The sequence below is a fragment of the Streptomyces sp. NPDC002754 genome (assembly GCF_053592315.1).
Window position 1 is genome coordinate 219,129 of record NZ_JBSFVM010000007.1, and the last position, 20,692, is coordinate 239,820.

The window sequence follows — 20,692 nt, forward strand, 5'->3', positions numbered from 1 at the left end:
GCTCCACCTGCGTTACGCAGCACATCACCGCGGTGCCGGGGAGGATCCGGTTCACCGCCTGAGTCCTGGAGAAGGCGAGGACTTGAGCATGGGATCCACTTCCGAGCAGAACACAAACGGTGGCGTCGGCCGACGCACCCTGATGAAGCGCTCCGCTGCGCTCGGCCTGCTGTCCGTACCGGCCATGGGGATGCTCTCCGCATGCGCCAGCGGCAGCGACGACTCGGACACGAAGGCCAAGGGGGGCAAGAAGTCCGAGAAGAACCCGCTGGGTGTCAACGAGAGCGCCGCGCTCTCCGTGGTCATCTTCGACGGCGGCTTCGGCACGCAGTACGCCAAGGACGCCAACAAGATGTACAAGACGGCGCACCCGAAGGCGAAGATCGACTTCCACTCGACGCAGAAGATCCAGTCAGAGCTGCAGCCGAAGTTCAACGGCGGCACCCCGCCGGACCTCATCGACAACTCCGGTGCCGAGCAGATGGACATGGGTGTCCTCTTCTCGAAGAAGCAGCTCGCCGACCTCACGCCGCTGCTCGACGCCCCGTCGGTGGACGACCCGAGCAAGAAGTTCCGCGACACGCTGCGCCCCGGCGTCGTCGAGATGGGCCAGTTCGAGGGCAAGCAGTGCGTCGTGATGTACATGGCCTACACCGTGTACGGCGTCTGGTACTCGAAGAAGGCGCTCGACGGGCTGGACGCGGAGTACCCGCAGACCTGGGACGACATGCTCGCCGTCTGCGCGAAGGCGAAGAAGAAGGGCATGGCCGGCTGGACGTACGCCGGTAAGTACCCGTACTACCTGCCGTTCTCGCTCTACCCGTTCATCGCCAAGATCGGCGGCCGCGAGGTCCTCGACAAGATCGACAACCTGGAGCCGAAGGCCTGGAGCGACCCGGCCGTCAAGGCCGCCTTCGAGGCGTACTACGAGCTCTACAAGAAGGGCTACATCCTCAAGGGCACGCCCGGCATCGACCACATCCAGTCGCAGACCGCGTGGGCCAAGGGCAAGGCGCTGTTCCTCCCCAACGGGTCCTGGGTGGAGAACGAGTCGGCGAGCGTCATCCCCAAGGACTTCGAGCTGACCGTGAGCGCGCCGTCCGGCCTCGACAAGAGCGACAAGATGCCGTTCGGCACCATCTGGGCGGCCGGCTCCGAGCCGTACATCGTTCCGGCGAACGCGAAGAACGCCGAGGGCGGCATGGAGCAGCTGCGCATCATGCTCAGCGAGAAGTCCTCGCAGAACACCACGAAGCTCGTGAAGTCGCTGACCGCCTACAACGGCGGCACCGACGGCATCAAGCTGACCTCGGGCACGGAGTCGGCCAACGCCGCCCTGGAACTGGCCAAGGACAACGTGGTCAACCCGCGTATGCAGGACTGGTACGCGAAGCTCCAGAAGGAGCAGATCGGCGTCTCGTGTCTGGGCGAGATGATGGCTGGCCGCATGACCCCGGCCGAGGCCATCAAGAAGATCCAGGCATTCGCGGATGCGACGGCCAAGGACTCGTCCATCAAGCACTACAAGCACCAGTAGCGGCACAGCACGTGCGCTCTCGTCACCAGCGGCGGCACCCGCGAACCGAACGGGGTCGGTAAAAATGCAACACGGCAAGTACCGCTTCATTGTGGGGTTCTTGGTGGCCCCCCTCGCGCTGTACGCCATCTTCGTCATCTGGCCGTTCATCCAGGCGATCTACTACTCGTTCACCGACTGGACCGGACTGAGCCCGGATTTCAAGATGGTGGGCTTCGCGAACTACAAGAGGTTGTTCGAGGACGACGTCTTCTGGAAGTCGCTCCAACACAGCCTCATGTTCGTGGTGCTGCTGCCGCTGGTGACGCTCGGCCTCGCGCTGTTCTTCTCCTTCATGATCAATGTGGGGGGACGGCACAGAAAGGGCGCCGCCGTCTCGGGCGTGCGCGGGTCGGGCTTCTACAAGATCGCGTACTTCTTCCCGCAGGTACTGTCGATCGCGATCGTCGCGATCCTCTTCCGGTTCGCGTACAGCCCGAACGACGGCGCGACCAACGGCGCGCTCCGAGCGGTCGGCCTGGACTCGCTCGCGCAGGACTGGCTGGGCGACCCGAACGTCGCCCTGTGGTCCATCATGGCCGTCCTGGTGTGGAGCACGGTCGGGTTCTTCGTGGTCCTGTTCTCGGCGGGCATGGCGTCCATCCCGAAGGACTTCTACGAGGCGGCGCTGCTCGACGGCGCAGGACGGGCCACCACCTTCTTCAAGATCACGGTGCCCCTGCTGTGGGACACCATCCAGTCCGGCTGGATCTACATGGGCATCCTCGCCCTCGGCGCCGAGGCCTTCGCCTCGGTCCAGATCATGTCGGTGGGCCCCGGCGGTCCCGCCTACTCGACGACCGTCCTCCCCCTGTACGTCTGGCAATCGGCGTTCCGTGACGCGAACGCCGCCTACGCAACGACGATCGGTGTCGCCCTGCTCGTCCTCACGCTGCTGTTCGCGGCCGTCGTGATGCGCCTCGGTCGACGCGAGCGGCTGGAGTTCTGACCATGAAGACCACCGACACTCCGCCGTCCGAGGTCCCGGCCCAGCGCGGCAGCGGCGACCCGGTCACCAAGACGAAGTCGCCCGAGGACAAGAAGCTGAAGAGCAGCGAGGGCGGCGTCCTCAACGTCTTCTCGCACGGCATGCTCATCCTCTGGGCGATCCTGGTCGTCATGCCGCTGCTGTGGGCGGTGATGACGTCCTTCAAGACGGACGGCGACATCTTCGGCTCGCCCTGGTCGCTGCCGGACAAGCTGCACTTCGAGAACTGGTCGCGGGCGTGGTCCGACGCCCACATGAGCGACTATTTCCTCAACACCATTGTGGTCGTGGGCTGTTCACTCGTGGGCACGCTCGTACTCGGCTCGATGGTCGCGTACGTGCTCGCCCGCTTCGAGTTCCCGGGACGCAGCTTCATCTACTACCTGTTCGTCGGCGGCATGAGCTTCCCGATCATCCTGGCGCTCGTACCGCTGTTCTTCGTCATGAAGAACCTGGCCCTGCTGAACACGATCCCGGGCCTCGTCCTCGCCTACATCGCGTACTCGCTGCCGTTCACGGTGTTCTTCCTCACGTCGTTCTTCCGTACGCTGCCGAGCTCGATCGCGGAGGCGGCGTTCGTCGACGGGGCCTCGCACACCCGGACGTTCTTCCAGATCATGCTGCCGATGGCCAAGCCCGGCCTGATCAGCGTGGGCATCTTCAACTTCCTCGGCCAGTGGAACCAGTACATGATTCCGACGGTCCTCAACCCGGACCCCGACAAGCGTGTCCTCGCCCAGGGCCTCGTCGAGCTCGCCACGAGCCAGGGCTACAAGGGCGACTGGTCGGGCCTCTTCGCGGGTCTGGTGATGGCGATGCTGCCGGTGCTGGCGGCGTACATCATCTTCCAGCGCCAGGTCGTTCAGGGGTTGACCGCGGGGGCGCTGAAGTAACCGCCCGAATTCTCGTACGACGAAGGGTCCGGCCCCGGGGCAAATCCCCCCGGGGCCGGACTTCTGCGCGTTTCCAAGGGAACGGATTGGTGTCAAGGGCTTGACGCCGGAGACACCTTCAGCGGAGCTTGGAGTTCATAACTTGTACAAGGTCCGGTCACACTGGGTGACGCGGATCAAGGGATAAGGGTGGGTCAATGGAGACTCCGGGGTCGCAGTCCTCGCTGCACCGGGCCAATCTCGAGCGGGTCGTACGCGCCGTACGCCTTGCCGGTTCGCTCACGCAGGCCGAGATCGCGAGGACGACGGGCCTGTCCGCCGCGACGGTCTCCAACATCGTCCGGGAGCTCAAGGACGGCGGAACCGTCGAGGTCACGCCCACATCGGCCGGCGGCCGCAGGGCCCGCAGCGTCTCCCTCAGTGGCGACGCCGGCATCGTGATCGGCGTCGACTTCGGCCACACCCACCTGCGCGTGGCGGTCGGCAACCTCGCCCACCAGGTGCTCGCGGAGGAGTCCGAGCCGCTCGACGTGGACGCCTCCGCCGCGCAGGGCTTCGACCGGGCCGAGGAGCTGGTGGAGCGCCTCATCGTGGCCACGGGCGTGGACCGGGCGAAGGTCGCCGGTGTCGGTCTCGGTGTGCCGGGCCCCATCGACGTGGAGAGCGGCACGCTGGGCTCCACCTCGATCCTGCCGGGCTGGTCCGGCACCAAGCCCGCCGAGGAGCTGGCGCGGCGCCTGGGCGTCCCCGTGCACGTCGACAACGACGCCAACCTCGGCGCGCTCGGCGAGCTGGTGTGGGGCAGCGGCCGGGGCGTCAAGGACCTCGCGTACATCAAGGTGGCCAGTGGTGTCGGCGCGGGCCTCGTGATCAGCGGGAAGATCTACCGCGGGCCCGGCGGCACGGCGGGGGAGATCGGGCACATCACGCTCGACGAGTCGGGGCCCGTGTGCCGCTGCGGCAACCGCGGCTGCCTGGAGACCTTCACCGCCGCCCGCTACGTGCTGCCGCTGCTCCAGTCCAGCCACGGCACCGACCTCACGATGGAGAAGGTCGTGCGGCTCGCGCGCGACGGGGACCCGGGCTGCCGCCGCGTCGTCGCGGACGTGGGGCGGCACATCGGCTCCGGTGTGGCGAATCTTTGCAATCTGCTGAACCCCAGCCGGGTCGTCCTCGGCGGCGATCTGGCGGAGGCCGGGGAGCTGGTCCTGGGGCCCATCAGGGAGTCCGTGGGACGCTATGCGATCCCCAGCGCCGGGCGCCAACTCTCGGTCCTCCCAGGGGCGTTGGGCGGCCGCGCGGAGGTGCTCGGGGCGCTCGCCCTGGCACTCAGCGAGATGGGCGATTCGATGCTTTTGGACGGTTCTGGTGCAGGTGCTGTGCCCGCAGCCACACCTGCCTTCACTTAGAGAACGCATGACACCGTTGCCAACCCGTTAAGGATTTACTCCTTGACGCTGCGGTTGCGGCCGAGTTGACTTCCAGCCACCTCGGCCGCAACGACGCGGCCTCGTCAGGGAGGTTTCAAAGTGAACACGCGTATGCGTCGTGCCGCCGTTGCGTTCTGTGCCACCGCCATGGCCGCGTCCCTCGCTGCCTGTGGCAGCGCCAAGGAGTCCGGCGACGACTCCACCAAGTCCGAAGGCAAGAAGACCGACGCGCTGAAGATAGGTCTGCTCCTCCCGGAGAACCAGACCGCGCGTTACGAGAAGTTCGACAAGCCCATCATCGAGCAGCAGGTCAAGAAGCTGACGGGTGGCAAGGGCAAGGTCCAGTACCTCAACGCCAAGCAGGACCCGTCCGTCCAGTCGCAGCAGATCGACACGATGATCACCAACAAGGTGGACGTGCTGATCCTCGACTCGGTCGACTCCAAGGCCGTCGCCGGGGGCGTGAAGAAGGCCAAGGACGCGGACATCCCCGTCGTCGCCTACGACCGCCTGGCCGAGGGCCCGATCTCCGCCTACACCTCGTTCGACAACGAGGAGGTCGGCAAGGAGCAGGGCAAGGCGCTGCTGAAGGCCCTGGGCGACAAGGCCAAGCCGAGCAACGAGATCGTGATGATGAACGGGGCCGCCACGGACCCGAACGCCGGCGACTTCAAGAAGGGCGCCCACTCCGTCCTCGACGGCAAGGTGAAGGTCGGCAAGGAGTACGACACCAAGGAGTGGAAGGCGGAGAACGCCAACCAGAACATGGAAGGCGCCATCTCCGCCCTCGGCAAGGACAAGATCGTCGGCGTCTACTCCGCCAACGACGGCCTCGCGGGCGGCATCATCACCGCGCTCAAGGGCGCGGGCCTCTCGAAGCTGCCGCCGGTCACCGGTCAGGACGCAGAACTCGCGGGCGTGCAGCGGATCGTGACGGGCGACCAGTACATGTCGGTCTTCAAGTCGTACCCGACCGAGGCCGAGACCGTCGCCAAGATGGCCGTCTCGATCGCCAAGACGGGCAAGATCGACAGCTCGCTGGAGACCACCAAGGTCGACAGCGGCACCGCCAAGGGCATCCCCTCCGTGATCGTCCCGATCGTCTCGCTGACGCAGGACAACATCCAGGACACGGTCGTCAAGGAGGGTTACTACACGGTCAACGACATCTGCACGGCCAAGTACAAGGCGGCCTGCGACAAGATCGGCCTGAAGTAACCCGGGAGCTCGAAGCAGCCTTCCCCACGGCCCTGACGGGCCCCTGATGCACGTCCGGCGCCCCGCCGCCAACAGCCCCGCAAGCTCAACGGCGGGGCGTCGGACGGAACACCAACACCCCCCTCATTCTTCTGAGTTCAACCTCCCGCCGGGTCATGCCTGTGGCGGTGAAGGAGATGGTTCACGTGTCCGCTACGCCCGTGCTGGCGTTGCGCGGGGTCTCCAAGCGATTCGGTGCCGTGCAGGCGCTCACCGACGTAGAGCTTGAAGTCCACGCCGGTGAGGTGGTCGCCCTGGTCGGCGACAACGGTGCCGGAAAGTCCACCCTGGTCAAGACGATCGCCGGCGTGCATCCCATCGATGACGGTGTCATCGAGTGGAACGGCAAGGCCGTCGCCGTCAACCGGCCGCACGATGCCCAGGACCTGGGCATCGCGACCGTCTATCAGGACCTCTCGCTGTGCGACAACATCGATGTCGTCGGCAACCTGTTCCTGGGGCGCGAGATCAAGAAGCGCGGCATCCTCGACGAGGTCGAGATGGAGCGCCGCTCCCGGGAACTGCTCGAGACCCTGTCGATCCGGATACCCAGCGTGCGGATCCCGGTCGCCTCGCTCTCCGGTGGCCAGCGCCAGGTCGTGGCGATCGCCCGCTCCATGCTCGGCGAGCCCAAGCTGGTGATCCTCGACGAGCCGACCGCCGCCCTCGGCGTCGAGCAGACCGCGCAGGTCCTCGACCTCGTCGAGCGGCTGCGCGAGCGCGGCCACGCGGTCATCCTCATCAGCCACAACATGGCCGATGTGAAGGCCGTCGCCGACAAGGTCGGCGTGCTCCGACTCGGCCGCAACAACGGCGTGTTCGACGTCAAGAGCACGTCCCAGGAAGAGATCATCTCCGCCATCACCGGCGCCACGGACAACGCCGTGACCCGACGTGCGGCGCGCGCCAACGGGGAGGCTCAGAAGTGAGCATCGACAAGACCAAAGCCCCCGCGGACGAACCGGGCGTCGCCGCCGGCGCCGCCGTGACCGCGGTCGACCCCCGCCTCCTCGTGCGCGAGCAGGGCTTCGCGGGTTACCTCAGCGAGTTCAAGCGCAAGATCAAGGGCGGTGACCTCGGCGCCATCCCGGTCGTCATCGGCCTGATCGTCATCGGCGCGATCTTCCAGAGCCTGAACTCGGCGTTCCTGGGCGCGGAGAACCTCAACAACATCTTCGTCGCGATGGTCGCCACCGGCATGATGTCGGTCGGCATCGTCTTCGTGCTGATGCTCGGCGAGATCGACCTCTCGGTCGGCTCCGTGTCCGGTGTCTCCTCGGCGATCACCGCGGTGCTGAGCGTCACACACGGCGTGAACGAGTGGGTCGCCGTCCTGGTCTCGCTCGCCGCGGGCGCGATCATCGGCGCCCTGCACGGCTTCTTCTTCGCCCGGCTCGGCGCCCCCGCGTTCGCCGTCACGCTGGCGGGCCTGCTGTTCTGGAACGGCTTCATGCTCCAGATCCTGGGTTCCAACGGCACGATCAACATCGACGGCGACGGCGTGGTCGGCAAGCTCACCACGTACTACTTCTCGGACGTCGTCGCTGCCTACGGCCTCGCCGTCATCGCGATCCTCGCCTACTTCGTGCCGACCTTCCTCGGCAACCGGCGCCGCGAGGCCGCGGGCATCCCGTCCCGGCCGCTCAGCGACATCGTGCTGCGCACGGTGCTGCTCGCGATCGCGCTCTTCGGCGTCGCGATCATCTTCAACCAGTACAAGGGCCTGCCGCTCGCGGTGCTGCTGTTCGGCATCGTGCTCGTCGGTACGGACTTCCTTCTCCGCCGTACTTCGTACGGCCGTAAGGTCAACGCGCTCGGCGGCAGCGTCGAGGCCTCCCGGCGTGCCGGTATCAACGTCACGGCGATCCGGATCTCGGTCTTCGCCCTCGCGGGCCTGTTCGCGGCGGTCGGCGGCCTCTTCTGGGCCTCCAAGATCGCGGCGGCAAACCAGAGCGCCGGCGCCGGCGACCTCCTGATGAACGTCATCGCCGCGGCCGTCATCGGCGGCACCAGCCTCTTCGGTGGCCGGGGCCGCACCTGGAACGCGCTGCTCGGTGTGCTGGTGATCACGTCGATCCAGTACGGCCTCGCGCTCGAGGGCATCGCCACCCCGATCCAGTACATGATCACCGGCGGTGTACTCCTCGCCACGGTCGTCATCGACTCGGTCACCCGTAAGACCCAGAAGACGGCCGGCCGCGCCTGACGGCTGTTCCGGCCCTTCTGGCCTCGACCGACTGTGCCCGGCGTCGATGGTGACGCCGGGCACAGTCACGCTCACACCCTGCGTGCGGGCCGAACGCCTGATTCTGTTTCGTGACGAGGGCGTGACGAGGAACGCACGGCCCGCACGCCGTGGCGCGCAGGGGAACATTAGAATCGACAGGCCCGGCAAGCTCGACAGCTCAACCAGTTACTCACAGCTCTATCGCAAGGAGGCACGGGTGCCGCTGCTGACCCGCATCACGGGACCGCGCGATCTGGACCGGCTCAGCCTTGAGCAGCTGGACCAGCTGGCAGGAGAGATCCGGACCTTCCTCGTCGACGCGGTCTCCAAGACCGGCGGCCACCTCGGCCCGAACCTCGGCGTCGTCGAGCTGACGATCGCCCTGCATCGCGTCTTCGAGTCCCCCCAGGACAAGGTGCTGTGGGACACCGGCCACCAGTCCTACGTGCACAAGCTGCTCACCGGCCGCAAGGACTTCTCCAAGCTGAAGATGAAGGGCGGCCTGTCCGGCTACCCCTCGCAGGCCGAGTCCGAGCACGACGTGATCGAGAACAGCCACGCCTCCACCGTCCTCGGCTGGGCCGACGGCCTCGCGAAGGCGAACGAGATCCAGGACCGCGGCGACCACGTCGTCGCGGTCATCGGCGACGGCGCGCTCACCGGCGGCATGGCCTGGGAGGCGCTGAACAACATCGCCGCCGCCAAGGACCGCCCCCTCGTCATCGTGGTCAATGACAACGAGCGCTCGTACGCTCCCACGATCGGCGGCCTCGCCAACCACCTCGCGACCCTGCGCACCACGGACGGCTACGAGCGCTTCCTGGCCCGCGGCAAGGACCTCCTGGAGCGCACCCCGGTCGTCGGCAAGCCCCTCTACGAGACGCTGCACGGCGCGAAGAAGGGCCTCAAGGACTTCATCGCCCCGCAGGGCATGTTCGAGGACCTCGGCCTGAAGTACGTCGGCCCGATCGACGGCCACGACCTCGAGGCCCTGGAGTCCGCGCTCACCCGCGCCAAGCGCTTCGGCGGCCCGGTCATCGTGCACTGCCTCACCGAGAAGGGCCGCGGCTACAAGCCCGCCCTCCAGGACGAGGCCGACCGCTTCCACGGCATCGGCCCCATCCACCCCGACACCGGCCTCCCGATCAAGGCCTCCGGCGCCGACTGGACGTCGGTCTTCGGCGACGAGATGGCCAAGCTCGGCCGCGAGCGCGAGGACATCGTGGCGATCACCGCCGCGATGCTGCAGCCGGTCGGCCTGAAGAAGTTCGCCGATGAGTTCCCCGAGCGGGTCTACGACGTCGGCATCGCCGAGCAGCACGCGGCGACCAGCGCGGCGGGCCTCGCCCAGGGCGGCCTGCACCCGGTCTTCGCGGTGTACGCGACGTTCCTCAACCGCGCCTTCGACCAGGTCCTGATGGACGTCGCCCTGCACAAGTGCGGCGTCACCTTCGTCCTGGACCGGGCCGGCATCACCGGCACCGACGGCGCCTCGCACAACGGCATGTGGGACATGTCCCTGCTCCAGGTCGTCCCCGGCGTCCGCATCGCCGCGCCGCGCGACGCCGACCAGGTCCGCGCGCAGCTGCGCGAGGCGGTCCAGGTCGAGGACGCGCCCACCGTCGTCCGCTACTCCAAGGGCGCGGTCGGCCCGGCCGTCGAGGCGGTCGGCAAGGTCGGCGGCATGGACGTACTCCGGGAGGCCTCTTCCGAACTCCCACCCGTCTCCCACCACCACCCTCAACCGAGTCCCTACGGGACGCACCCCTTGATCGACGTCCTCCTGGTCTCGGTCGGCGCGCTGGCGCCCATGTGCCTGGAGATCGCCGACCTCCTCGACAAGCAGGGCATCACGACGACGGTCGTCGACCCCCGCTGGGTCAAGCCGGTCGACGAGGCGATGGCTCCGCTGGCCGAGCGCCACCGGGTGGTCGTCACGGTCGAGGACAACTCCCGGGTGGGCGGCGTCGGTTCGTCCATCGCGCAGGCGCTGCGCGACGCGGGCGTCGACGTCCCGCTCCGCGACTTCGGCATCCCGCCGCGCTTCCTGGAGCACGCCTCCCGCAAGGAGATCATGGCCGAGATCGGCCTCACGGCCCCCGACATCGCCCGCCAGGTCACGGGCCTCGTCTCCAAGCTGGACGGCCGCTACGAGGGCTCCGCCGCGGCGGACGCGGTCGAGGCGGCTCGCGACTGAGCACATCAAGCCCGTCGCGAGCAATTCAAGCCCGTCGGACGGGCAATTCAAGCCCGTCCGGCGATTGAGGACATCTTGTGCCCCGGTCGGCCGGGGACGAGGCCACGGGGCTCCGCCCCGGACCCCGCTGCTCAATCGCCGCAGGGGCTTGATTGGCCCACGCGGCTCCAAATGGGGGCCGGACCGGCCCCATTCGCATGAAACCGGTTGACTCACCCGCGCGCCGAAGGCCACTCGTCCGATCATGTCGAGGACGACGAAGCCAACGGAGGTAAGCGTGAGCACCCAGCCAGGCGGCGCGGAACGAACAGCCCGTAACGGCCTGTTCCGCACCAAGTCCATCGAGCAGTCCATCCAGGACACCGAGGAACCCGAGCACCAGCTCAAGAAGACCCTCTCCGCCCTCGACCTCACCGTCTTCGGCGTCGGCGTCGTCATCGGCTCCGGCATCTTCGTCATCACCGGCACGGCCGCCACCGACTACGCGGGCCCGGCCGTGACCATCGCCTTCGTCGTCGCCGCCGTGGTCTGCGCCCTCGCCGCGCTCTGCTACGCGGAGTTCGCCTCGACGGTCCCGGTCGCCGGATCCGCGTACACCTTCGCCTTCGCCTCGCTCGGCGAGTTCCCGGCCTGGATCATCGGCTGGGACCTGATCCTCGAACTCGCCCTCGGCTGCGCGACGGTCGCGGTCGGCTGGTCCGGCTACGTACAGTCCCTCCTCGACAGCTGGGGCATCCCACTGCCGGGGGCGCTCCAGGGACCCGGCTCCGGCCAGGGCGGCTTCAGCTTCAACATCGCCGCGTTCCTGCTGGTGCTCGCCGTGATGACGGTCGTCGTGATCGGCATGAAGCTCTCGGCCTGGGTGACATCGGTGGTCGTGGCCATCAAGGTGACGGTCGTCCTGATCGTGATCGCGGTGGGTGCCTTCTTCATCAAGTCCAGCAACTACAGCCCGTACATCCCGCCGGCCCAGGACAACAAGAGCAGCTCGGGGCTGAGCGCCACCCTCCTCGAAGGCATCGCCGGATTCACACCGCAGAGCTTCGGCGTGATGGGCATCTTTACCGCCGCGGCCGTCGTCTTCTTCGCGTTCATCGGCTTCGACGTCGTGGCGACCGCCGCCGAGGAGACCCGCAATCCGCAGAAGGACGTCCCGCGCGGCATCCTCGGCTCCCTCGCCATCTGCACGGTCCTGTACGTGGGCGTGGCCGCGGTCGTGACCGGCATGCAGAACTACAAGGAACTCGACCCGGGCGCCCCGCTCGCGGAGGCGTTCAAGTCGGTCGGCCACCCGTTCTGGGCGGGCCTGATCTCGTTCGGCGCGGTCATCGGCCTGACGACCGTCTGCATGATCCTGCTCCTCGGCCAGAGCCGCGTCTTCTTCGCGATGAGCCGCGACGGTCTGCTGCCCCCGGTGTTCAGCAGGGTCCACCCCAGGTTCCGCACCCCGTACCGCTCGACGATCATCCTGGGCGTCCTGACGGCGTGCGTGGCCGGCCTCATCTCCCTCGAGGAACTCTCCAAGCTGGTCAACATCGGCACGCTGTTCGCCTTCGTCGTCGTGGCCCTCGGCGTCCTCATCCTGCGCCGCACCCGCCCCGACCTGCCGCGCGCCTTCAAGGCCCCGTGGGTGCCGTTCCTGCCCATCGCCTCCGTGGCGTGCTCGGTGTGGCTGATGCTCAACCTGTCCGTGGAGACGTGGCTGCGGTTCGCGGTGTGGATGGTGATCGGCGTGGTCATCTACTTCGCGTACGGCCGCCGCCACAGCCGGGCCCAGCGGTAATCACGGTAATCACGACCACACCCCGCCCCCGTATGTCCCTACTAAGTAGGACATACGGGGGCGGATAGCTTGGCGCACATGCTCAGCGAGGCGCTCCTTCCACGACCGTACGTATCCGAAGGCCGTACCGGCTCCTCGAAAGACAGACGCACCCGACGCCCCCGCCGCTACTGGCCCCGCCTGCTCCTCGCCCTCACGGCCCTGGCCTGCGTCACCCGCATCCCGTCCTTCACCCGCCCGCTCTGGAACCCGGACGAGGGCTATCTCGCCGTCCAGGCACGGCTGTTGGCGCACGGCGGCTCGCTCTACGAAACCGTTGTCGACCGCAAACCCCCGCTGGTCCCCTGGCTGTACGAGGCGGTGTTCGCGGTCTTCGGTTCGGACTCGCTCACGCCGGTGCGGGTGTGCGCGGTGCTGGCGCACGTGGTGACAGCGGTGCTCTTGGCGTCACTGGCCCGCCGCCGCTGGGGCGACACGCCGGGCCGCACCGCGGGCGTCCTCTACCTCCTCCTGTCCATCGGCCTGAACCCGGAGGACACGCAGGCCGCGACCTTCGAGGTCTTCATGCTGCCGTGGACCGCGGCGGCGCTCTGGTGCGCGGACCGCCGCAACTGGGCCCTGTGCGGTGCCGCGATCTCGGGGGCGTTCCTGACGAAGCAGACCGGGGGAGCGGTGCTGGTACCGGCGGTGTGGCTGCTCTGGAGGGCGGGGTGGCCGCGAAGTGGGCTGCTGCGGTGCGGAGTTGGAGCACTCGCGCCCGTCGCGGCAGCCGCACTGCTCACGAACCCCACCGGTTTCGCCTTCTGGACGGTGACGGGCTCGGGCGCATACGCGTCCATCACCGGCTCCGAACTCCACGTCCTCCTACGAGGGTTGACGAATGCGGCGATCCTGTCGGTGGCGTGCGCGGGCGTGCTGCCGGCGATCGTACGGGTGCTGCGCATCGCGCGGACGGGCTGCGCGGACCTCTGGCTGTGGCTGGCGTCCTCGGCGATCGCGGTCGTCTTCGGCTTCCACTTCTTCGGCCACTACTACCTCCAACTGGTCCCGCCCCTGGCCCTGTTGGGAACGCTGGCACTGCACATTCTCACCCGCGAACACCAGCGACGTGCCCTGCTCGCCTCGTCGTGCTGCGCGGCCCTGTTCCTCACGTGGGGCCTGCTCGCACCGCGCACGGACCTCGCCCACACGGAGCGTTTGGCCACGGCGGTGCGCGAGCGCACGACCCCGGACGACCGGATCCTGATCTGGGGCATGCACCCGGAAGCGTACTGGCTCTCGAACCGCACCCCGGCCTCCCGCTTCCTGACGGCCGGCCTCCTCACGAACTTCAGCGGGGGCCGGGACGGGGGCGGCGTCGGGGAGCGGTTCGCGGTGCCGGGGAGCTGGGCCACGTTCCGGGCGGAGGTGCGGGACCGGCCACCGACGTTGATCGTGGACGACTCACGGGGCGCGCCGTACGGACCGGGGCGGGTGGGGTCGCTACGGCGCATCCTGGCGGGGTATTGGGAAGTGGCCGTGGTGGACGGTTCCGTGGTCTACGAACGCGCCCACGCGCCCCGGAACACTCCGGACGACAGCCGGCCCTAGGAGTTGTCTTCAAGTGTCACGCCCACATCAGGAGCGGGGCGAGGGTGACGGCTGCTTGGTAGGACTCGGCGGTCTTGTCGTAGAGGGTGGCGATGCCGCGCCATTGCTTGAGCCGGTTGAAGCACCGTTCCACGACGTTGCGCCGTTTGTAGAGCTGCTTGTCGAAGGCAGGTCGGCGCCCGCCCCGGCTGCCGCGCCGGAGCCGGTTGCGGACCTGGTCGGCCCGCTCGGGAATGGTGTGGCCGATGCCGCGGCGCCGCAGCCAGGTCCGCATCGTCGCAGCCATCAACGAGTGGCTGTGACACGCCAGTCACCGCGCGGCGAGGCCCAGTTCATAGCGGCTGACCCAGGTCGCCGGGCCATCATCCTGCCGCTGGCCCGGAGCGCCGCCGACCGGCACGTCGCCGCGGTGCACGAACCCCCGCGCCTCGTAGTGACTACGCAGGCGGACGTTGGACTTCACGCAGTCCAGCCGCAAGGCGTCCACTCCCAGTTGCCGGGCAGTATCGGTTGCCCAGTCGAGAATGACGTCCCCCAGCCCGGTCGCCCAGCGACGTACAGCCATCCGATGGATGTATCCCGCAGTGCCGCCGACATCCGCCCACAACGAGTCCGACCAGTCCACGGTGACGGTGTCCGCTGGCTTGTCGTCGATCTCGACCAACCACGTCTCGCCTCGGGCGAGCGCCTCCGCCACCCACGCCGCCTCGAAGCGTGAAGGCCACTGACTGACTCCGCGGACCTCCAACCACTCCGCCGCCTCGTCGAGCACGCTCAGCACATCGTCCATGTGCTCGCCCTCAGCACGCTGAAAGACGACCTTGTCACTGCTCCAATCAACTGTCATGACACGGATGATCGCAGCTGCTCAGCACCCTCAACAGCCACTTCCGATACACGCTCCAGCCGACCACCGCTCGTCGGTCCCCCCCTTGGCCGGGGACTTCTTCGCCGACTCGGGGATCTCGCGGTCGCCGCGGAGGGCCTTCCAGTGTTCTGCCCCGCTGTCGGCAGCTTCTCGGGCCGGTCACCACCCATCGCCTTGTCGAGGTCGATGCCGTCGATGTTGTTGTTGAGGTCGCTGTAGAGCCGGTAGCCGGTGCCGCCGAGGGCCAGGACGAGAACCAGGAGCACGAGGAGCACGATCCGGCCCGTGCGGCACTTCTTCTTCGGGGCCTTGCGGCCGCGCCGTGTACTGGACTCGGCTCCGTGGGATGTCGGTACAGGTGTGCCCACGTCATGGCTCACGGTGGGGTTCTCGCAACTCGCGCCCAGAGGGGGCAGGAGCAGCAGGCCGCTCCCGTGGGGGGCCGGGTCGGTGCTGCTCGGCTGACGCTTGGTAGGACGCGGAGAGAGACGTCAAGGGGGAGGCGCGCCCAAGGCCGATCTGCTCTACGCAGTGCAGTACCAGAGCGGACGCCCCCTTGGTGATTGGCGTTCCCTGGGCAACCCGTACCGGGACCCGAAGGGTGCGGCGACGTTGGGTGTGCCGACCGTTGCCGTGGACGGGCACGGCCGTGCTCGGCGTCTGTGTCTCCGGTGGGGAGGCGGAACCGGCGGCTTCGGAAGGTTGATCCGGGTTCGGGCGCCCTCAGCCCGGCCACACGGTGCGCGGCCCTGCACAGGTCGCGCCCAACGCGCCCACCCTGCCCCGCAATTCACGATCCGCCGTAACGACAGTGCAAGGCCGCCCAAGCCCCGCCACCACCCCCACGATGTGATCGTCCCCGCTCCCCTCCGCCGACTCCACCCGCACCCCGGGCACCGATTCCACGCCCCGCGCGGCTCCCTCGACGACGAGGATCACCTCGGTGCCGGTTCGCTTTCCGTAGTCCACCAGGCGGTCCCGAAGTCGCTCGGCGGCGCCTCGGCGGTCGCGCCACCATCCGTCGGGGACGGAGCCGACGACGTTGGCCCCGTCGACCACCAGCACTTCGTTCATGCGGCAAGGGTCGCACGAGGGGGCCGTGCGGCGCGGCATAGGCTGGAGGTGTGAACGGCGACTGGCTGATCGGTGGGCGCGGCGGCGTCCTCCGCGCGTACGCGTACGCCCCCGGAGAGGGCGCGGTCACGTGCCGCGCGGAGCAGTATCCAGAAGGCCCCTGGTCACCACCCCGCACGGTCGGCGGCGAGCAGTGCGTGCATCCGGGCGGGGGCGTTGCCCGCAGCAGCGAGGGGTACGCGCACCTCGTCGCCTGGCGGCCCACCGTTTCCGGCGAGGCCGGACTCGTGCACTCGACGCACTTCCAGCCGCACCTCTCCGCCCTCGACTGGCTCCCCATCGGCCACCCCAACAAGCAGGGCGACCGCACCGGCCCACCCGCCGTGGCCGTCGACGCGCAGGGCCGCGCCCACGTCTTCGTACGCAACAACGGTGGCGGGGTGAGCCTGCGGATGCAGGAGGAGAAGGGCGGCTGGGGGCCGTGGCGGGATCTCAAGGGGGAGGATGTGCATGGGCAACTCGCAGCTGTGGCGGGGGAGTCGGGGCTGATCACCCTCTACGCCGTGACCGCTGACGGGGGCGTTCTGCGGTGGCGTCAGGAGGAGGCGGGGCGGCCCCTCGTACGGGACGAGAAGCCGGAGCCCGCCGCCGCCCGGCCGGGCACCCTGTGTGCCCTCGCCACGTCCGCCGGGCACACCACCCTCTTCTTCACCGACGAGGACGGTGCCGTGTGCGCCTGGCGAGGGGAGGGCGCGCCGGTGCGGGTGCTGGATGCGGTCGGGCCCGGGGCCGTTTCGGCCGTTCGGTGTCAACTGGACGGCGTGGACTGCACGTTGCTCGCTCAGCGCACGGCCGGCGGTCGGGTCGCCTTCGCCGCGTATCCCACCGAGACGGAGTCCGCGGGGGCCTGGTGGGCGGAGTCGGAGTCCGGTCCTGAGCTGCCGGCGGACGCGCGGGTCGCGCTCGCGGAGGACCGTGACCGGCATGTTGTGGCGGGGAGTTGGGTGCCGGGGGAGCCTGCGCGGCTGCATCTCGCGCGGCGGAAGCGGGATGAGCCCGGGCTGGCGATGGAGGCGTGGCGGGGTGTCGGGTGAGGCCCCCGCACCATGAACTGTGACGGCTACCTACGAAATGTTCGTAGATAGCCGTCACAGTCACAGCAACAGCCGCATCAGCAGCCCACCGTCACGCGGCACGCGTCACGCGGGGACCGAAGCCACCCCCGCCTCCAGGAACTTCTTCCCGGTGACCCGCTCGGAGACGCCCGCCCGGTCCAGGTACGGAGTGATCCCGCCCAGGTGGAAGGGCCAACCGGCGCCCGTGATCAGGCAGAGGTCGATGTCCTGGGCCTCGGCGACGACGTTCTCGTCGAGCATCAGGCCGATCTCCTGCGCCACCGCGTCGAGGACGCGGTCGCGGGTCTGCTCCTCGGAGAGGACCACGTCGCCCTGGTTCAGCAGAGCCGCGACCTCCGGGTCCAGCTCCGGCTTGCCGGAGTCGTAGACGTAGAAGCCGCGCTTGCCGGCCTTGACGACGGCCGCGAGGTTCGGGGACACCGTGAAGCGCTCCGGGAAGGCGCGGTTCAGGGTCTCCGAGACGTGCAGGCCGATGGCCGGGCCGACCAGCTCCAGGAGGACCAGCGGGGACATCGGGAGGCCGAGGGGCTCGACGGCCTTCTCCGCGACCGCGACCGGCGTGCCCTCGTCGATGACGTTCTGGATCTCGCCCATGAAGCGGGTCAGGATGCGGTTGACCACGAACGCCGGGGCGTCCTTGACCAGGACCGCGGTCTTCTTCAGCTTCTTGGCCACACCGAACGCCGTCGCCAGCGCCGCGTCGTCCGTCTGCTCGCCGCGGACGATCTCCAGGAGCGGGAGGATCGCGACCGGGTTGAAGAAGTGGAAGCCGACCACGCGCTCGGGGTGCTTCAGCTTGGCGGCCATCTCCGACACCGAGAGGGACGAGGTGTTCGTCGCCAGGATCGCGTGCGCGGGGGCCACGGCCTCCACCTCCGCGAAGACCTGCTGCTTGACGCCGATCTCCTCGAAGACGGCCTCGATGATGAAGTCGGCGTCCGCGAAGCCCTCGGCCTTGTCGAGCACACCGGAGACGAGGGCCTTCAGGCGGTTCGCCTTGTCCTGGTTGATGCGGCCCTTGCCGAGCAGCTTCTCGATCTCGGCGTGGACGTAGCCCACACCCTTGTCGACGCGCTCCTGGTCGATGTCCGTGAGGACGACCGGGACCTCGAGGCGGCGCAGGAACAGCAGGGCGAGCTGCGAGGCCATCAGGCCCGCGCCCACCACGCCGACCTTTGTGACCGGGCGCGCCAGGTTCTTGTCCGGGGCGCCCGCCGGGCGCTTCGCGCGCTTCTGGACGAGGTTGAACGCGTAGATGCCCGCGCGCAGTTCGCCGCCCATGATCAGGTCCGCGAGGGCCTGGTCCTCGGCGTCGAAGCCGGCCTGAAGGTCACCGGACTTGGCGTTCGCGATGATGTCGAGCGCGCGGTACGCGGCCGGGGCAGCGCCGTGCACCTTGCTGTCGGCGATGAACTTGCCGCGCGCCACGGCCTGGTCCCAGGCCTCGCCGCGGTCGACGTCCGGGCGCTCGACCTTGACGTCGCCCTTGAGGACCTGAGCGGTCCAGAGGAGGGACTGCTCAAGGAAGTCGGCGCCCTCGAACAGGGCGTCGGCGATGCCCAGCTCGTAGACCTGCGCGCCCTTGAGCTGCTTGTTCTGGTTGAGGCTGTTCTCGATGATGACCGAGACGGCCTTGTCCGCGCCGATCAGGTTCGGCAGCAGCGCACAGCCGCCCCAGCCGGGAACCAGGCCGAGGAAGACCTCGGGGAGCGAGAAGGCCGGGAGGGCCTGAGACACGGTCCTGTACGAGCAGTGGAGACCGACCTCCACGCCGCCGCCCATCGCCGCACCGTTGTAGTACGCGAAGGTGGGGACCGCGAGGGAGGAGAGGCGCTTGAAGACCTCGTGGCCGCCCTTGCCGATGGCCAGCGCGTCGTCGTGCTTCTTCAGCAGCTCGACGCCCTTGAGGTCGGCGCCGACCGCGAAGATGAACGGCTTGCCGGTGACGCCGGCGCCGACGATGTCGCCCTCGGCGGCCTCCTTCTCGACCTGGTCGATCGCCGTGTTCAGGTTGGCGAGCGACGCGGGGCCGAAGGTGGTCGGCTTGGTGTGGTCCAGGCCGTTGTCCAGCGTGATGAGGGCGAACTTGCCCGCGCCGTACGGGAGATCGAGGTGGCGTACGTGCGCCGACGTGACGACCTCGTCCTCGAAGAGGGCGGATGCGCCCTTCAGGAGCTCAGCGGTGGTGGTGCTCACTTGTCGCCTCCGGCGTCCTTGTGGTGCGGGTTCTCCCAGATGACCGTGGCGCCCATGCCGAAGCCGACGCACATGGTCGTGAGGCCGTAGCGGACCTCCGGCTGCTCCTCGAACTGGCGGGCCAGCTGCGTCATCAGACGGACGCCGGAGGAGGCGAGCGGGTGGCCGTACGCGATGGCGCCGCCGTACTGGTTGACGCGCGCGTCGTCGTCGGCGATGCCGTAGTGGTCGAGGAAGGCGAGGACCTGGATGGCGAAGGCCTCGTTGATCTCGAAGAGGTTGATGTCCTCGATCGACAGGCCGGCCTTCGCGAGCGCCTTCTCCGTGGCCGGGATCGGGCCGTAGCCCATGACCTCCGGCTCCACGCCCACGAAGGCGTAGGAGACGAGGCGCATCTTGACCGGGAGGTCGTTCTCGCGGGCGAAGTCCTCGCTCGCGATGATGGAGGCCGTCGCACCGTCGTTGAGACCGGCGGCGTTTCCAGCGGTCACGCGGCCGTGCGTGCGGAACGGGGTCTTGAGGCCCGCGAGGCTCTCCAGGGTCGTACCCGGGCGCATCGGCTCGTCGGCCGTGACGAGGCCCCAGCCGGTCTCGCCGACCTCGGTGTTGGTGTTGCGCACGGAGATGGGCACCAGATCCTGCTGGATCTTGCCGTTCGCGTACGCCTTCGCCGCCTTCTCCTGCGAGCGCACGGCGTACTCGTCGGCGCGCTGCTTGGTGATGTGCGGGTAGCGGTCGTGCAGGTTCTCCGCCGTCATGCCCATGAAGAGGGCCGACTCGTCGACCAGCTTCTCCGATACGAAGCGGGGGTTCGGGTCCACGCCCTCGCCCATGGGGTGGCGGCCCATGTGCTCGACGCCGCCCGCGATGACGGCGTCGTACGCGCCGAACGCGATGGATCCGGCCGTCGACGTGACGGCGGTCAGGGCGCCCGCGCACATGCGGTCGATCGAGTAGCCGGGCACCGACTGCGGCAGGCCCGCGAGGATGCCCGCGGTGCGGCCGATGGTCAGGCCCTGGTCACCGATCTGCGTGGTCGCGGCGACGGCGACCTCGTCGATCCGCGCGGGGTCCAGGTTCGGGTTGCGGCGCAGCAGCTCCCGGATGGACTTGACGACCAGGTCGTCGGCGCGGGTCTCGTGGTAGATGCCCTTCGGGCCCGCCTTGCCGAACGGGGTGCGGACGCCGTCGACGAAGACGACGTCCCTGACGGTACGAGGCACGATGGCTCTCCTCCAGGTGCGGGAATGCGCTGCGAATACCGCCATGCTACTTGCGAGTAACCAAGTCTTGAAGCCCCCCTGGCCGGAGCGGCGAACGTCACATGTGCGGAGCCCCCACCCCGCCCCTTCCCGAAAGTCCTGCCGGACGGGCCTGCTCAATCGCCGCAGGGGCTTGATAGACCAAGCCCCGCCGGCGATTGAGGCGCGGGGTCCGGGGCGGAGCCCCGTGGCCGGGCAGCACGACGCCCCCCGAC

At 68.6% G+C, this 20,692-nt stretch carries 16 protein-coding genes and 1 pseudogene; 11 read left to right on the forward strand and 6 right to left on the reverse strand.

The window, feature by feature from the left end; all coding sequences use genetic code 11:
- Positions 1-88 precede the first annotated feature (88 nt).
- The 10 genes from ngcE (at position 89) to ACWD2L_RS18165 (ending at position 13,941) form a co-directional block, all read left to right on the forward strand.
- Positions 89-1,537, forward strand: coding sequence for an N-acetylglucosamine/diacetylchitobiose ABC transporter substrate-binding protein (ngcE, locus tag ACWD2L_RS18120; RefSeq protein ID WP_351331565.1), 1,449 nt, complete (start codon positions 89-91; stop codon positions 1,535-1,537).
- A 64-nt stretch (positions 1,538-1,601) separates the two neighbouring features.
- On the forward strand, positions 1,602-2,525 hold the full coding sequence (locus tag ACWD2L_RS18125) for a carbohydrate ABC transporter permease (RefSeq protein ID WP_351331566.1): 924 nt from the start codon (positions 1,602-1,604) through the stop codon (positions 2,523-2,525).
- A 2-nt stretch (positions 2,526-2,527) separates the two neighbouring features.
- A complete protein-coding gene (locus ACWD2L_RS18130) occupies positions 2,528-3,457 on the forward strand; it encodes a carbohydrate ABC transporter permease (RefSeq protein ID WP_351331567.1) in 930 nt (309 codons plus the stop codon).
- A gap of 197 nt (positions 3,458-3,654) precedes the next feature.
- A complete protein-coding gene (locus tag ACWD2L_RS18135) occupies positions 3,655-4,866 on the forward strand; it encodes an ROK family transcriptional regulator (protein WP_351331568.1) in 1,212 nt (403 codons plus the stop codon).
- Positions 4,867-4,998: 132 nt separating this feature from the next.
- Entirely contained in the window at positions 4,999-6,105 is a 1,107-nt protein-coding gene (locus ACWD2L_RS18140) for an ABC transporter substrate-binding protein (protein ID WP_351331742.1), read from the forward strand.
- A 176-nt stretch (positions 6,106-6,281) separates the two neighbouring features.
- Entirely contained in the window at positions 6,282-7,073 is a 792-nt protein-coding gene (locus ACWD2L_RS18145; protein ID WP_351331569.1) for an ATP-binding cassette domain-containing protein, read from the forward strand.
- A complete protein-coding gene (locus ACWD2L_RS18150; RefSeq protein ID WP_351331570.1) occupies positions 7,070-8,350 on the forward strand; it encodes a sugar ABC transporter permease in 1,281 nt (426 codons plus the stop codon). Before ACWD2L_RS18145 ends, ACWD2L_RS18150 begins: the two co-directional genes overlap by 4 nt.
- A 238-nt stretch (positions 8,351-8,588) precedes the next feature.
- The gene (dxs, locus tag ACWD2L_RS18155) at positions 8,589-10,568 is read left to right on the forward strand and encodes a 1-deoxy-D-xylulose-5-phosphate synthase (RefSeq protein WP_351331571.1); all 1,980 of its coding nucleotides are present in this window, start codon (positions 8,589-8,591) and stop codon (positions 10,566-10,568) included.
- A gap of 244 nt (positions 10,569-10,812) precedes the next feature.
- A complete protein-coding gene (locus tag ACWD2L_RS18160; protein WP_351331572.1) occupies positions 10,813-12,351 on the forward strand; it encodes an amino acid permease in 1,539 nt (512 codons plus the stop codon).
- 78 nt (positions 12,352-12,429) lie between these two features.
- Positions 12,430-13,941, forward strand: a complete 1,512-nt coding sequence (locus ACWD2L_RS18165; RefSeq protein WP_351331573.1) for an ArnT family glycosyltransferase — start codon at positions 12,430-12,432, stop codon at positions 13,939-13,941.
- 16 nt (positions 13,942-13,957) lie between these two features.
- Here the strand turns inward: ACWD2L_RS18165 and ACWD2L_RS18170 are convergent.
- From ACWD2L_RS18170 to ACWD2L_RS18185, 4 genes and pseudogenes are all read right to left on the reverse strand, one after another.
- Positions 13,958-14,212: pseudogene (locus tag ACWD2L_RS18170) on the reverse strand (transposase); the annotation flags it as partial.
- 39 nt (positions 14,213-14,251) lie between these two features.
- Positions 14,252-14,788 carry a GNAT family N-acetyltransferase gene (locus tag ACWD2L_RS18175; protein ID WP_351331574.1) on the reverse strand — a complete coding sequence of 179 codons (537 nt, stop codon included), beginning with the start codon at positions 14,786-14,788 and terminating at the stop codon, positions 14,252-14,254.
- On the reverse strand, positions 14,785-15,189 hold the full coding sequence (locus ACWD2L_RS18180) for a hypothetical protein (protein WP_451190127.1): 405 nt from the start codon (positions 15,187-15,189) through the stop codon (positions 14,785-14,787). Before ACWD2L_RS18180 ends, ACWD2L_RS18175 begins: the two co-directional genes overlap by 4 nt.
- A gap of 343 nt (positions 15,190-15,532) precedes the next feature.
- Complete coding sequence (locus ACWD2L_RS18185) at positions 15,533-15,922, reverse strand: NTP pyrophosphohydrolase (RefSeq protein WP_451190130.1); 390 nt, start codon at positions 15,920-15,922, stop codon at positions 15,533-15,535.
- Positions 15,923-15,933: 11 nt separating this feature from the next.
- Between ACWD2L_RS18185 and ACWD2L_RS18190 the strand changes: the two genes are divergently transcribed.
- Positions 15,934-16,977 (forward strand): hypothetical protein, encoded by a 1,044-nt coding sequence (locus ACWD2L_RS18190; RefSeq protein WP_351331576.1) that lies wholly within the window; start codon positions 15,934-15,936, stop codon positions 16,975-16,977.
- A 105-nt stretch (positions 16,978-17,082) separates the two neighbouring features.
- Here the strand turns inward: ACWD2L_RS18190 and ACWD2L_RS18195 are convergent, their stop codons facing one another.
- Together ACWD2L_RS18195 and ACWD2L_RS18200 are read right to left on the reverse strand one after the other, a co-directional pair.
- Positions 17,083-19,215 (reverse strand): 3-hydroxyacyl-CoA dehydrogenase NAD-binding domain-containing protein, encoded by a 2,133-nt coding sequence (locus ACWD2L_RS18195; RefSeq protein WP_351331577.1) that lies wholly within the window; start codon positions 19,213-19,215, stop codon positions 17,083-17,085.
- The gene (locus tag ACWD2L_RS18200) at positions 19,212-20,438 is read right to left on the reverse strand and encodes a thiolase family protein (RefSeq protein WP_351331578.1); all 1,227 of its coding nucleotides are present in this window, start codon (positions 20,436-20,438) and stop codon (positions 19,212-19,214) included. The genes ACWD2L_RS18195 and ACWD2L_RS18200 overlap by 4 nt, the downstream gene beginning before the upstream one ends.
- Positions 20,439-20,692: the final 254 nt, after the last annotated feature.